The organism is Rhodovulum viride (genome assembly GCF_003265965.1).
Taxonomy (GTDB): domain Bacteria; phylum Pseudomonadota; class Alphaproteobacteria; order Rhodobacterales; family Rhodobacteraceae; genus Rhodovulum; species Rhodovulum kholense.
Genome location: NZ_MUAV01000026.1, coordinates 1 through 13380, shown reverse-complemented (window position 1 = coordinate 13380; position 13380 = coordinate 1). Strand labels below are relative to the sequence as shown.

Genomic DNA, 13380 nt, shown 5'->3' with positions numbered 1-13380 from the left:
CCCGACTGAGGGCGCTCAAAGGCGCATGACCCCGAGAGTGCCGTCCTTCCGGATCGGCACTCCGAACCGGCAAGGGCCGCCCATCTCAGCGAGAGGGCGTCCCGGCGCGGGACTGGGTGCCGCCGGTCTCTTGCAGCGGCGCATCCACCGCGTCGAAAAGATCAAGCTGCTGACCGGTTTCACCCGAAGGCGGCTCGAAGCCCGACAGCGTCACACCCAAAAGCCGGACCGGACGGCGAAACGGATGGATTTCCGCCAACAGGCTTTCGGCCACCGCCAGAATCTCGCCCGCCTCGGCCAGCGGCCGCGACAGGGTGCGGCGCCGGGTCAGCTGTTCGAAATCGGTGAAGCGGACCTTGAGCGTGACGGTCCGCCCGGACAGCCGCTTTTCGGCGGCGGGCCGCGCGACCTTCCCGGCCAGACGCCGCACCACCTCGACCGCCGCGCCAAGATCGACCAGATCCTCCGACAGGGTCGTCTCGGCGCCGATCGACTTGCGCGGCCGGTCGGGCCGCACCGGGCGCGTGTCGATCCCCCGCGAAATGGCGTGATAATGCGCGGCCGACGACCCGAAATGGGCCTGCAGAAAGGCAAGGCTCCGGGCCCGCAGATCGGCGCCGGTGCGGATGCCGAGACGGTGCATCTTCTGTTCCGTCACCGGCCCCACGCCGTGAAACCGCCCCACCGGCAGCGCCGCCACAAAGGCCTCGGCGCGATGGGGCGGGATGACGGTCAGCCCGTCGGGCTTGTTCTGATCCGAGGCAAGTTTGGCGAGGAACTTGTTGTAGCTCACCCCGGCCGAGGCGGTCAGCCCGGTCGCCGCGCGGATCTCGGCCCGGATCTCTTCGGCGATCCCGGTGGCGGGGCGCCCGGCGGCACAGGCCTCGGTCACGTCGAGATAGGCCTCGTCCAGCGACAGCGGCTCGACCCGATCGGTATGGGCGGCAAAGATGGCATGGATCTGGGCCGAGACCGCGCGGTAGACCTCGAACCGGGGCGGCACGAAGATCAGCTCGGGGCATTTCCGCAGGGCCGTGACCGAGGGCATGGCCGACCGCACGCCGAAGGCCCGCGCCTCGTAGCTGGCCGCCGCCACCACGCCCCGGGCGCGGCCATGCCCGACCGCGACGGGCCGGCCGCGAAGCTCGGGCCGGTCGCGCTGCTCGACCGAGGCAAAGAAGGCGTCCATGTCGACATGGATGATCCGCCGCTGGTCCGCGACCGCCCCGGGGGCGCCCCGGGGATCGGTCCCGGTCGCCCGATCGTCGCCGTCGCCGGCCTCCATCGCACCGCTCTCCCGGATTGCGCGCCAGTTTTTGCGATCCCGCGGGTCAGGCCCCCGCCGGATCGGAACCAAGCATATCGCCTCGTCCCCCGGGGCTCAACGCGGGCCGGTTCCGGTTCGGTCGCGGTCCTGGCCGGACCTCGCGCCGCCGAACGCGTCCGGATATTGACGTTGCGTCACGCAACGGCGAAACTTCCCGCATGACGCGAAATATATTCGGGCTGGAATACCTCCTGGATGCAACGCCCGAGGTGCAGGAGATCCAGGCGCGACGCCCCGGCATCGCCCGCTTTGCCATCGAGCGGGTGACCGAGACCGATGCCCGCAAGGCCGTCTTTATCGGCCGCTACGACGGCCACCCGGCCGAACTGACCCTGCTGCGCGGCCCCAAGGGACCCGAGCGCGCCCGCGCGCTGCGCCGCGATCTGCAACGCCTGGCGCTTCATATGGGACATGGCCCGTTCCGGGTGCCGCCGCTGGTCGCGGCCTGGCCCGGCGAGGGGCTTCTGGTGCAGCGCCTGATCGAGGGTCGTCCGATGAGCCAAGCGCTGGCCGGGCCCGGGCGCGACGAGATGATCGGGCGCGCCGGCAGCTGGCTGGCTCTTCTGGTCTCGACCGAACGGCGGCAGCTTTCCTTTGGCGGGCGTTACTGGCTGCGGCGGCGCGGCGAGGAACTGGCCGCCAAGCGAACCGGCCGGACCGACCGGCGTCTGGCGGACGAGTTGTCGAACCGGCTCGAGGCGTTTCTGCCGACCGTCGCGGGCCGCCCGATCACCCAGGCCCGCTGTCACGGGGACTTTCAGCCGCGCAACCTGCTTCTGGGCGACGGGGCGGTCTATGGGCTGGCATTGGGCGATCCGGGCTGGATGCCGCTGGTGCGCGACATCGCGCGGTTTCTGGTGGCGCTGCGCGTGGGCCACCCGCGCGCCGAGACCGCAGATATCCGCTTTGGCATCCATGGCGCCGATCTCGACGCGTTGCTGGCGCCGATCGCGGCGGTTCCGTCGCGCGAACGGGCGCTGCACCTGCCCTTCTTCATCGGGGTCGAACTGGCCGGGGCCTTCGCGCTCTGCCCGCCCGACCTGCCAGAGGCCGAGGCGCTGCGCGAGGCCATCGGCCATTTCCTTGGCGGAAGCGGTCCCCCGACCCTTTGAGCCAGCCCCTCAGACCAGCCGTCCGGTCTCCAGATGCAGGGTCCGGTCCATCCGCGCGGCCAGATCGAGGTTATGGGTCGCGATCAGCGCGGCCAGCCCGGTCTCGCGCACCAGCTCCATCAGCGCGCCGAAGACAGTGTCCGAGGTGCCGGGATCGAGATTGCCCGTGGGCTCGTCGGCCAGCAGCAGCCGCGGACGGTTGGCCAGCGCCCGGCAGAAGGCCACGCGCTGTTGTTCGCCCCCCGACAGTGCCGCCGGCCGGTGCCCGGCACGGGGCGCGATGCCGACCCGGGTCAGAAGGTCCATCGCCCGCGCTTCGGCCGCCGCGCGCGGCGTGCCCGCCGCCAGCTGCGGCAGCAGGATGTTTTCCAGCGCGGTGAATTCCGGCAGCAGGTGGTGAAACTGATAGACGAAGCCGATATCGGCCCGGCGCGCCGCCGTTCGGCGGCGGTCGCTTTGCCCGGTCATGTCGGCCCCCGCGATCCGCACCGCGCCGCTGTCGGGCGTATCGAGCAGCCCCGCGATATGCAGAAGCGTCGACTTGCCCGCGCCCGAGGGGGCGACCAGGGCCACGACCTCGCCCGGCGCCACCGACAGCGAGGCGCCCCGCAGCACCGAGACCTCGCCCGGCAAACCGCGATTATAGCATTTCTCGACCGCGTCGAGGCTCAGGACAGGTTCACTCATACCGCAGGGCCTCGACCGGGTTCATCCGGGCCGCGCGGCGGGCCGGGAAGATCGTGATGACGAAGGACAGGCCCAGCGACAGCAGGACCGCCGACAGCACGTCCTGCAGTTCCAGCTTGGCGGGCAGGTTGTAGATGCCCCGGATCGAGGGGTCCCAGACGCCCCCGCCCGACACGTAGTTCACCAAGGAGAAGATCGGGTCGATATAGATCGCGAAAAGGCAGCCCAGGATCACCCCGAGCAGCGTCCCCGCCACACCGACCGACGCGCCGCAGATGAAGAAGACCCGAAGGATCGAGCCTTCCGACAACCCCACCGTGCGCAGGATGCCGATGTCGCGGCCCTTGTTCTTGACCAGCATGATCAGCCCCGAGACGATGTTCATGGTCGCGATCAGCACGAGGATCGAGAGGATGATGAACATCACGTTGTCCTCGACATCGAGCGCGCGCAGGAAGGACCCCGAGGCGTCCCGCCAGCTCCAGATCAGCGCCCGCTCGCCCGCCGCGCGCAACAGCGCCGAGGTCAGGTCGTCGACATGTTCGGGGTCCGCGACCATCACCTCGAACTCGTCGGCGACGCCCTCGCGGTTGAAATAGCTCTGGGCCTCGGCGAAGGGCATGTAGACGCGGGTGCGGTCGATGTCGTAGCGCCCGGCGGTGAAGATGTAGGTGACCTCGTAGGCGTTGACCCGGGGCGAGGTGCCGAAGGGCGTCTTGACCCCGTCGGGCGATATCAGCCGGACCCGGTCGCCGATGCCGACCCCCAGCTCGCGCGCGACGCCAGAACCGATGGCGATGCCCTCGGCGAAGCGGTCGAGCGATCCCGCATGCGCCTCGGGATGGGCGATGCGCGGGATCGTGGCCAGATCGGCGGGGGCGATGCCGAAGACTTCGACGCCCGCGGTGCCGCCGGGCGAGGCCGCCATCACCTGCCCCTTGATCAGGGGGGCCACCCGGGTCACGCCGGGCACCGCCCGCAGCCTTTCGGCGATGGGGTCGTAATCCGGGATGGTGCGGGTCCGCACACCGGCCTCGTTGACCTCGCTGGCGGCATAGACCGTGACATGGGCATTGGCCCCGAGGATCGTATCGACGAATTCCTCGCGAAAGCCCGAGCGCACGGCCAGCGTCGCGATCAGCGCGAAGACCGCCAGCGTGATGCCCAGCAAGCTGATCCAGGTCATGGTGCTGACCCCGCCCTCGGCCTTGCGGGCGCGCAGATAGCGCCAGGCGATCATCCATTCGAAGCGGGCGAAGGGGGCGGCGGTCATGGGCTCTCCGGTCGGCGTTCCGGGCGCAAAGAGCAGGATTTGCGGATCGGGGTCAAGGCCGCGCCGGAACGCCCGCGCGTTCGTGAAGGCTTGACGGGCGCGGGCCATGGCGGGCCTTCTGGGGCCAGGGACGCGCTTGTCCCCGTCGCAGAAAAGGCCCGCCTGCCGATGACGACTGCCCTGTCCGACGCGCCACGCGTGATCCCGAGGATCGCGCCCTATCATTCTGGCCCCTACCGGCTGGGCGCCATCCTGCAAGACCCGGGCACCATTCACGGATCGGGCTGCAACGCCCAGAAGACCGGCGAGATCGGGGTTCTGAACGGCGACCCGACCGCGACCCTCTGCCGGGAGGCACTTGAGGCCAACGGCATTCCCCTATCGGCCTATCTGCCGATGAACGCCATCCCCTGGTACGATGCCCCGGCCAGCCGGCCCGCGCGGCTTCTGAAGCAGGGCGCGGCCCATAACCGACGGCTCATTCTGGAGGCGGGCGTGGATCTTGTGCTGCTTCTGGGGCGGCAGGCCTGGACCAGCGCGCGGTATCTGGACCTGCCGGACCGGATCGAGATCCGGAGGCTGCCGCATCCCGGGCGCCTCGGGCTTGTCAACTACCGCGAACATGGAAAGATCGCAGGCGCCGCCCTGGCGCGAAAGCGGCTGATCGACGGGTTCGCCTTGGCCTGAAGGCCCCCTGCTCCCCCCGTCGACTACGTGAATTTTATGTAAATCCTGGGTATTTCCTTTGACTCGCCCCCGGCCCCAAGCTTCTGTCGGGCTGCGCCAACGGCGCGGGGGAACAGTAGTAAATCGAGAGTGATATCGTGACCAAACTCCGTCTTCAGCGGGCTCTTCTGGCATGCGCGTCCGCCATCGGCGCGACGGCTTCGGCCCAGGCTTCTGTCGTGACGCTCGACGCCTATGACAGCGGGTATTATTCCAACCGGGGCGCCACGCCCGACCTCAATTCGATCATCGAGGACCAGACGCGCAACAACTGGTTCGCGTTCGATCTGTCCTCGATCGCGGGCAAGGTGACCGGCGCCGTGCTGACGATCCTGGCCGACGGCCGCTACGCCTCGGGCAGCACGACCAGCGCGACCTACACGCTTTACGACGTCTCGACCGATATCGGCGCCCTGACTGGCGGCACCGGGGGCGCGGGCGCCTATACCGATCTGGCAAGCGGAACGATCTATGGCGCGGCCTCGATCGCCCTGCCGAACGGCGGCGGCGTGATGCCCGAGGTTTCGGTCGACCTGACCGGCGCGCTTGACGATATCAACGCAGCGCTTGGCGGTCTTTTCGCGATGGGCGGCACCTCGGATCTGGGCGCCAACCAGTATCTCTGGATCTCGTCCAATGCCGAAATCTCGGCCCGGCTCGACCTCGAGGTGGCGCCTGTGCCGCTGCCCGCGGCGCTGCTGCCCTTCGGCACCGCGCTGGCGGGGCTCGGCGGGCTGGGCGCGCTGCGCCGCCGCAGCCGCGCCGCCTGACGCCATATGGAATGACCCCGGCCGGATCGCCCGGCCGGGGTTGTCCGTCAGCCTTGACGGATCAAGGCGCCCCTCAGGACCGTGGTGTCGGCTTCCATTTTCCGAAAGGTCACGTCGACCGCGCAGTCCGGTTTCCCGAAATCGTAGCGGACCCCTCGCCACGCAGCGTCCAGCCGCTTTCCAGCGCGCATCCCGCACCCCGCCCGTCATCCAGTGCCGGTCGGGACAAGAATTGCCGGACCTCTTTTGCTGCGTGAATGGTCCAACGCGCGCAGCAGCGCAAGCCCCCGCCGCTGCGTCCCGTCAGATCGCCCGGGGGTTCAGAGCCAGGTGTGGAAGCTCGATTTCGCCATCGGCTCCCAGTGCGACCCGGTCCGGTGGGGCGCGTAGATCTCGGCGACCCGGGCAACAGCAGCTTCGGGGCTCATCTCTTCGCTGTCGCCGGTCCGGCGCGAGGTCAGTTCGACCACGCCGGTCTTCAGCCCGCGCGGGCCCACGGTGATCCGCCAGGGCAGGCCGATCAGGTCCATGGTGGCGAACTTGGCGCCCGCGCGTTCCTCGCGGTCGTCGTAAAGCGGCTCGAGCCCCTTGTCGGACAGCGCCTTGTAGATCCCCTTGCAGGCCGCGTCGGCCTCGGCATCGCCCTGCTTGAGATTGACGATACCGCAATGGAAGGGGGTGACGCCCTCGGGCCAGATGATGCCCCGGTCGTCATGGTTGGCCTCGATCAGCGCGCCGACCAGACGCGAGACGCCGATGCCGTGGCTGCCCATATGCACCGGCACCCGTTCGCCCTTGTCGTTGACGACGGTCGCGCCCATCGGTTCGGAATACTTGGTGCCGAAATAGAAGATCTGGCCGACCTCGATCCCGCGCGAGCTGCGCCGCCGCGCCTCGGGGATCGCGTCGTAAAGCGCCGCGTCATGGGTTTCGTCGGTGCGGGCGTAGGGCGTCGTCCATTCCTTGACGATCTGCGCGCATTCGGCGCGGTCGTCGTAATTCACGCGCCGGTCGCCGAAGGTCAGATCGAGGATAGCGCTGTCATAGAAGACCTCGGATTCGCCCGTGTCGGCCAGCACCAGGAATTCATGGGTGTCGTCGCCGCCGATCGGCCCCGAGTCGGCGCGCATCGGGATCGCCTTCAGCCCCATCCGTTCATAGGTGCGCAGATAGCTGACCATGTGCCGGTTATAGGCATGGATCGCGCTGTCATAGTCGATGTCGAAGTTGTAGCCGTCCTTCATGTAGAATTCGCGGCCCCGCATCACGCCGAAACGCGGGCGGACCTCGTCGCGGAACTTCCACTGGATGTGGTACAGCGTCAGCGGCAGATCCTTGTAGCTGCCCACATGCGACCGGAAGATGTCGGTGATCATCTCCTCGTTGGTGGGACCGTACAGCATGTCGCGGTCGTGACGGTCGCGGATCCGCAGCATCTCGGGACCGTAGGCGTCGTAGCGCCCGCTTTCGCGCCACAGATCGGCCGATTGCAGCGTCGGCATCAGCATCGGGATATGGCCCGCGCGGATCTGTTCCTCGTGGACGATGGCCTCGAGCTTCTTGAGCACCTTGAAGCCCATCGGCAGCCAGGAATAGATCCCGGCCGAGGCCTGCTTGATCATTCCCGCCCTCAGCATCAGCCGGTGGCTCGCGATCTGGGCTTCGGAAGGGGTCTCCTTCAGGACGGGCAGGAAATAGCGGGACAGGCGCATTTTCGGGTCGGGCCTCGTGAATTGACGTCCCTGCCCTCCTATGTCATCGCGGACGGCCAGACAAGCGCCGCCCTTGCAAGGCAGGCCGGTCTGGGCGAAGACGGATTGCAACCGATACGGGAGAGATGGCGGATGGGCTTGCCGGTCCGGGCACAGGCAAAATACTGGGGCATCGCGGCAGCGGCGATCGTGCTGATCCTGATGCTGCTGGGCGACGTGATGATGCCTTTCCTGGTGGGGATGGCGGTCGCCTATTTCCTCGACCCGGTGGCCGACCGGCTGGAACGGGCGGGGTTCTCGCGGGTCGGCGCGACGGTGACGATCACGCTGTGCGCTTTGGTGATCTTCGTGTTGGGCGCGCTGCTGGTGTTGCCCTCGATGATCGAACAGGCGGTGGCGCTGGTCAATGCCGCACCCGACCTCGCCAGCCATCTGCATGCCTTCCTGACCGAGCGCTTCCCCTCGCTTGCGGATAACGGCTCGACCGTCCGCAAGACCCTGACCGGCATCGGCGAGGCGGTGCAGGCCAAGGGCGGCGAGCTTCTGAACGGGGTGCTGACCTCGGTCGTCAGCATCGTCGACATGGTGGTGCTGGTCGTGCTGGTGCCGGTCATCACCTTCTACCTGCTGATGGACTGGGACCGGATGGTGGCCGAGGTCGACCGGCTTCTGCCGCGCGACCATGCGCCGGTGATCCGCCGCCTCGCGGGCGAGATCGACCGGACGCTCGCGGGCTTCATCCGCGGCCAGGGCACGGTCTGCCTGATCCTGGGCGTGTTCTATGCGGTGGCGCTGGGCCTTCTGGGGCTGAATTACGGGCTGATCGTGGGCTTCGTCGCCGGGATGATCTCGTTCATTCCCTATGTCGGCGCGGTGGTGGGCGGCACGCTGGCGCTGGGGCTCGCGCTGTTCCAGTTCTGGGGCGAGTGGTGGATGATCGCCATCGCGGGCGGCATCTTCCTCGCGGGCCAGCAGGTCGAGGGCCATATCCTGACGCCGAAGCTCGTCGGCGGGTCGGTCGGCCTGCATCCGGTCTGGCTGATCTTCGCGCTGTCGGCCTTCGGATCGCTGTTCGGCTTCGTCGGGCTGCTGGCGGCGGTGCCGGTGGCGGCGGCCCTGGGGGTGCTGACCCGGTTCTTCATCTCGCAATACATGGACAGCCGACTTTACCGAGGCATGGCCGGGCGCGACGACGCCCCCGCCCCCGACAGCGACGAGGACGCGGCCTGAGATGGTCCGGCAACTGGCGCTAGAGCTTCCTGTGCGTCCGGCCCGCGGCCGGGCCGCCTTCTTCGTGGCCCCGCCCAACGCGCTGGCGGTGCAGCAGATCGACGGCTGGCGCGACTGGCCAGCGCGCAAGCTGGTGCTGATCGGCCCCGAGGCTTCGGGCAAGACCCATCTGGTGCATGTGTGGGCCGATCTGGCCTCGGCTGAGGTGATCCATGCCCGCGACCTGCCGCAGGCCGAACTGCCCGCACTGGCGGCCGCCGGGGCCGTGGCGGTCGAGGATGCCGACCGGATCGCGGGCCGCAGGCAGGCCGAAGATGCGCTGTTCCATCTGCACAACCTGCTGGCGGCAGAGGGCGGCACGCTCTTGATGACCGCGCGCCGGGCGCCCCGCGACTGGGGGCTGTGCCTGCCGGATCTGGCCAGCCGGGTCGAGGCCGCCGCCACCGCCCATCTGGAGCCGCCCGACGACACGCTGCTGGCGGCGGTCCTGGTCAAGCTGTTCGCCGACCGCCAGATCGCCGTCAGCCCCGACCTGATCGGCTATCTGGTGGACCGGATGGAACGGTCCTTCGCCGCCGCCGCCGAAACCGTTGCCGCCATCGACCGCGAGGCCCTGGCCAGCCGCCGCAAGCCCGGCCCCCGCCTGGCCCGCGAGGTGCTGGACAACGGCCCCGGAGGGGATGATTAACTGTCATGCATCCGTCACAGTGATTGCTCATAAGCCCGCCATGACCCAAGCCGATTTCCTCGTTGCCCCGTTTCCCGAACCGGTCGAGATCCCCGAACCCCAACGGATCGGCCCCAAGCGTTTCTATAACCGCGAACTGTCCTGGCTGGGCTTCAACTGGCGGGTGCTCGAAGAGGCGTCGAACCCGCGGGTTCCGCTTCTGGAACGGGTGCGCTTCGTCTCGATTTCGGCGACGAACCTCGACGAATTCTATACCGTCCGGGTCGCGGGGCTGCGCGAGCTGGCCAAGAAGGGCAATATCGTGCCCGCGGCCGACGGGCTGACGCCCGCCGAACAGCTGGTGCTGATCGACCGCGACGCGCGCAAGCTCCTGCAATCGCAACAGACCGCCTGGAACAAGCTCAAGCGCGAGATGGAGGATGCGGGCATCCACATCCTGACCCGCTCGCGGCTGACCGCGGCCGACCGCGCGCATCTGGAAGACTACTTCCTGCAAAAGGTGTTTCCGGTGCTCTCGCCGCTGGCGATCGACCCGGCGCACCCCTTCCCCTTCATCCCCAACACGGGCTTCTGCCTCGCGCTGCAGCTTGAACGCGACCGCGACGGCCATCCGCTGCAGGCGCTGTTGCCGATCCCGCATCAGATCCAGCGCTTCGTGCGGCTGCCCGCCGAGGACGGCCAGCAGCGCTTCCTGCCGATGGAAGAGCTGTTGCTGGTGCATCTGGGCTCGCTCTTCCCGGGCTATCGCGAGGTCGGAAGCTGTACCTTCCGGGTGCTGCGCGACAGCGATCTCGAGGTCGAGGACGAGGCCGAGGATCTGGTCCGCGAATTCGAGGTCGCGCTGAAACGCCGCCGCCGCGGCGAGGTCGTGCGCATGAAGCTGTCGGCGGGCGCGCCCGAACGGCTGCGCTCGGTCATCATCCGCGAGCTGCACATCACCGAGGAAGAGGTGATCGAGGTGCGCGGGATCATCGGCGTCGCCGATCTGAAGGAACTGGTCATCGACGAGCGGCCCGATCTCTTGTGGCCGCCCTTCACGCCGCGTGTGCCCGAACGCGTCCAGGACCATGACGGCGACATGTTCGCCGCGATCCGCCAGAAGGACATGCTGCTGCACCACCCCTACGAGACCTTCGACATGGTGGTGCGCTTCCTGCAACAGGCCGCGCGCGACCCCGATGTGGTGGCGATCAAGCAGACGCTCTACCGGACCTCGAAGAACTCGCCCATCGTCGAGGCGCTGTGCGAGGCGGCCGAGGACGGCAAGTCGGTCAGCGCGCTGGTCGAGTTGAAGGCGCGCTTCGACGAGGCCGCCAACATCCGCCAGTCGCGCCGGCTGGAGCGCTCGGGCGCGCATGTGATCTACGGCTTCATCAACTACAAGACCCATGCCAAGATCAGCACGGTCGTGCGGCGCGAGGGCGACCAACTGGTGACCTATACCCATTTCGGCACCGGCAACTACCACCCGATCACGGCTCGGATCTATACCGACCTGTCGCTGTTCACCTGCGATGCGGCGCTGGGACGCGACGCGACCAAGGTCTTCAACTATGTCGGCGGCTATGCCGAGCCCGCCCATCTGGAAAACCTGTCGATCTCGCCGCTGTCGCTGAAATCGACGCTGATGCAGCGGATCGCCGAGGAATCGGACCATGCCCGCAACGGGCGGCCCGCGCATATCTGGGCCAAGATGAACTCGCTGATCGAATCCGACGTGATCGACGCGCTTTACGCGGCCTCGAATGCGGGCGTGAAAATCGAGCTTGTGGTGCGCGGCATCTGCGGCATCCGGCCCGGCATCAAGGGCCTGTCCGAGAATATCCGGGTCAAGTCGATCATCGGCCGGTTCCTCGAACATTCGCGCATCGTCTGCTTCGGCAACGGCCACGGCCTGCCCTCGCACCGCGCCCGCGTCTATATCTCGTCGGCCGACTGGATGGGCCGCAACCTCAACCGGCGGGTCGAGACGCTGGTCGAATGCACCAACCCCACGGTCAAGGCGCAGATCACCGACCAGATCATGACGGCAAATCTCGCCGACGAGGCGCAAAGCTGGGTGATGCAGCCCGATGGCAGCTTCGTGCGCGCCGAAGCGGGACCCGATGCCTTCAACTGCCACCGCTTCTTCATGGAGAACGCCTCGCTCTCGGGGCGGGGCTCGGCCGGGGCGGCCGATGTGCGGCAGCTGGCGAAGGTCAAGGATTGACCCCACCTCGCCAGTTTTGGCAGAGTCCCCCTGCGGTCCCGAGGAGAGGCAATTCATGGACGGACAGGCCGAGGATCGCCCCGAGGCGTGGGATCCTTTCGGACGCGCGTTGTTCGGCGGGCCAGAGGCCCGTGCGCTGTCGCGCGTCGGCGTCGTCGATATCGGGTCGAACTCGGTCCGGATGGTGGTGTTCGATGGCGCGGCCCGCAGCCCCGCCTATTTCTTCAACGAAAAGGTCATGTGCGCGCTCGGCGCGGGCCTGAGCGAAACCAACCGCCTGTCGCCCGAGGGGCGGCGCCGGGCGCTGGCCGCGCTGAAACGCTTCGAGATCCTGTCCGAAGCGATGGGCGCCGCGCCCTTGACCGTGGTCGCCACCGCCGCCATGCGCGACGCCGAGGACGGCCCCGAATTCCGCGCCGAGATCGAACGCGCCACCGGGTTGAAGATCTGGGTGATCGACGGCACCGAAGAGGCGCGGCTGTCGGCCCAGGGGGTGCTTCTGGGCTGGCCCGGCGCCGAGGGCATCGTCTGCGACATCGGCGGGTCCTCGATGGAACTGGCAGAGCTCAAGGGCGGCATCGTCGGACAGCGCGGCACCTCGCCTCTGGGCCCGCTCAAGCTGCGCGACGTGCCCGGCGGCAAGAAGGGGCTCGACCGCTACATCGGGCAGGAGATCGAGCGTCTGGCCGCACCGATGCCGATCGCGCCGCCCCGGCTTTACCTGGTCGGCGGGTCCTGGCGCGCCATCGCCCGGCTCGACATGGAGCGGCGCGGCTATCCGCTGACGGTGCTGCACGAATACCGGATGACGCGAACCTCGCTGGCCGAAACCATCGACTGGATCGCCACGTCGGATACCGAGGCGCTGCGCCAGAAGACCGGCACCTCGCCCGACCGCATGGCGCTGGTGCCCTATGCGGCGCAGGTGCTGAAGAAGCTGGTCGGCCATCTGCGCCCGCGCGAGATCGCTGTGTCGAGCTACGGCATCCGCGAGGGGCTGCTTTTCGAACAGATGCCCGCAGATCTGCGCGCCCGCGACCCGCTGATCGAGGCCTGCCGCTTTGCCGAACAGACCTCGGCCCGGCTGCCGGGCTTCGGCAACCGGCTTTACAACTTCATCCTGCCCCTCTTCGGCGCGGCCGGGCCCGAAAAGCGGCGCCTGATCCGCGCCGCCTGCCTGCTGCACGACACCGCCTGGCGCGCCCATCCCGACTACCGCCACGAGGTCTGCTTCGAATCTGCGACCCAGGCCAATCTGGGCGGGCTGGAACATTGGGAACGGGTGTTTCTCGGCGTGTCGCTGCTGCATCGCTACAAGAACAGCCGCGCGGGCAGCCGGTTCGAGCCGCTTTTCGCGCTGCTCGAGCCCGAGCAGATCCGCCAGGCCGAGGTGCTGGGCAAGGCGATGCGCTTTGGGGCGATGTTCTCGCTGCAGGCGCCCGACAGCCTGGCCGAGCTGCGTCATTACCCCAAGAAGAAGCAACTTGAACTGATCCTCGCCGCCGGGTCCGAGGCCCTGTTCGGCGAGGTGGCCGAGGCGCGGTTCGCGTCGCTGGCCAAAGCTTTGGGGGTCGAAACCAGCGTCCGCGTCCGCCGCCACTGAGGAGCCGGACGGGCCATGTCGGCAACCTTTCGGGGCCGACATG

The 13380-nt window shown here is 68.3% G+C and carries 11 protein-coding genes; 7 read left to right on the top strand and 4 right to left on the bottom strand.

Going from position 1 to position 13380, the window contains the following annotated elements; genetic code table 11:
- Positions 1-85: 85 nt before the first annotated feature.
- Entirely contained in the window at positions 86-1285 is a 1200-nt protein-coding gene (gene dinB, locus BYZ73_RS17495; RefSeq protein WP_112316976.1) for a DNA polymerase IV, read from the bottom strand.
- 200 nt (positions 1286-1485) lie between these two features.
- Here dinB and BYZ73_RS17490 point away from each other — a divergent pair, with 200 nt between their 5' ends.
- Positions 1486-2439: a phosphotransferase family protein gene (locus BYZ73_RS17490; RefSeq protein WP_112316974.1), complete on the top strand. Its 954-nt coding sequence runs from the start codon at positions 1486-1488 to the stop codon at positions 2437-2439.
- Between the two features lie 9 nt (positions 2440-2448).
- Here the strand turns inward: BYZ73_RS17490 and BYZ73_RS17485 are convergent, their stop codons facing one another.
- Together BYZ73_RS17485 and BYZ73_RS17480 are read right to left on the bottom strand one after the other, a co-directional pair.
- The gene (locus BYZ73_RS17485) at positions 2449-3126 is read right to left on the bottom strand and encodes an ABC transporter ATP-binding protein (protein ID WP_108028437.1); all 678 of its coding nucleotides are present in this window, start codon (positions 3124-3126) and stop codon (positions 2449-2451) included.
- Entirely contained in the window at positions 3119-4399 is a 1281-nt protein-coding gene (locus BYZ73_RS17480; protein WP_112317020.1) for a lipoprotein-releasing ABC transporter permease subunit, read from the bottom strand. The genes BYZ73_RS17485 and BYZ73_RS17480 overlap by 8 nt, the downstream gene beginning before the upstream one ends.
- A gap of 168 nt (positions 4400-4567) precedes the next feature.
- Here BYZ73_RS17480 and BYZ73_RS17475 point away from each other — a divergent pair, with 168 nt between their 5' ends.
- Positions 4568-5086 (top strand): uracil-DNA glycosylase family protein, encoded by a 519-nt coding sequence (locus BYZ73_RS17475; RefSeq protein WP_112316972.1) that lies wholly within the window; start codon positions 4568-4570, stop codon positions 5084-5086.
- 137 nt (positions 5087-5223) lie between these two features.
- Positions 5224-5895, top strand: a complete 672-nt coding sequence (locus BYZ73_RS17470; protein ID WP_146746324.1) for a hypothetical protein — start codon at positions 5224-5226, stop codon at positions 5893-5895.
- Positions 5896-6215: 320 nt separating this feature from the next.
- On the opposite strand, the gene proS is transcribed toward BYZ73_RS17470, so the two are convergent.
- Complete coding sequence (gene proS / locus BYZ73_RS17465) at positions 6216-7607, bottom strand: proline--tRNA ligase (protein ID WP_112316969.1); 1392 nt, start codon at positions 7605-7607, stop codon at positions 6216-6218.
- 132 nt (positions 7608-7739) lie between these two features.
- Here proS and BYZ73_RS17460 point away from each other — a divergent pair, with 132 nt between their 5' ends.
- Genes BYZ73_RS17460 through BYZ73_RS17445 form a run of 4 tightly spaced genes read left to right on the top strand, consistent with a single transcriptional unit; the run spans position 7740 to position 13337 of the window.
- Positions 7740-8837 (top strand): AI-2E family transporter, encoded by a 1098-nt coding sequence (locus tag BYZ73_RS17460; RefSeq protein WP_108028433.1) that lies wholly within the window; start codon positions 7740-7742, stop codon positions 8835-8837.
- A gap of 1 nt (position 8838) precedes the next feature.
- A complete protein-coding gene (locus tag BYZ73_RS17455) occupies positions 8839-9525 on the top strand; it encodes a P-loop NTPase family protein (protein ID WP_108028432.1) in 687 nt (228 codons plus the stop codon).
- Positions 9526-9565: 40 nt separating this feature from the next.
- Complete coding sequence (locus tag BYZ73_RS17450; protein WP_112316967.1) at positions 9566-11734, top strand: RNA degradosome polyphosphate kinase; 2169 nt, start codon at positions 9566-9568, stop codon at positions 11732-11734.
- Between the two features lie 55 nt (positions 11735-11789).
- Complete coding sequence (locus BYZ73_RS17445; RefSeq protein ID WP_112316965.1) at positions 11790-13337, top strand: Ppx/GppA family phosphatase; 1548 nt, start codon at positions 11790-11792, stop codon at positions 13335-13337.
- Positions 13338-13380 lie beyond the last annotated feature (43 nt).

What these genes read in the sequence shown, in the direction of transcription:
- dinB (WP_112316976.1), bottom strand. Translation starts at nt 1,285, where the DNA reads ATGGAGGCCGGCGACGGCGACGATCGGGCGACCGGGACCGATCCCCGG.
- BYZ73_RS17490 (WP_112316974.1), top strand. Translation starts at nt 1,486, where the DNA reads ATGACGCGAAATATATTCGGGCTGGAATACCTCCTGGATGCAACGCCC.
- BYZ73_RS17485 (WP_108028437.1), bottom strand. Translation starts at nt 3,126, where the DNA reads ATGAGTGAACCTGTCCTGAGCCTCGACGCGGTCGAGAAATGCTATAAT.
- BYZ73_RS17480 (WP_112317020.1), bottom strand. Translation starts at nt 4,399, where the DNA reads ATGACCGCCGCCCCCTTCGCCCGCTTCGAATGGATGATCGCCTGGCGC.
- BYZ73_RS17475 (WP_112316972.1), top strand. Translation starts at nt 4,568, where the DNA reads ATGACGACTGCCCTGTCCGACGCGCCACGCGTGATCCCGAGGATCGCG.
- proS (WP_112316969.1), bottom strand. Translation starts at nt 7,607, where the DNA reads ATGCGCCTGTCCCGCTATTTCCTGCCCGTCCTGAAGGAGACCCCTTCC.
- BYZ73_RS17460 (WP_108028433.1), top strand. Translation starts at nt 7,740, where the DNA reads ATGGGCTTGCCGGTCCGGGCACAGGCAAAATACTGGGGCATCGCGGCA.
- BYZ73_RS17455 (WP_108028432.1), top strand. Translation starts at nt 8,839, where the DNA reads ATGGTCCGGCAACTGGCGCTAGAGCTTCCTGTGCGTCCGGCCCGCGGC.
- BYZ73_RS17450 (WP_112316967.1), top strand. Translation starts at nt 9,566, where the DNA reads ATGACCCAAGCCGATTTCCTCGTTGCCCCGTTTCCCGAACCGGTCGAG.
- BYZ73_RS17445 (WP_112316965.1), top strand. Translation starts at nt 11,790, where the DNA reads ATGGACGGACAGGCCGAGGATCGCCCCGAGGCGTGGGATCCTTTCGGA.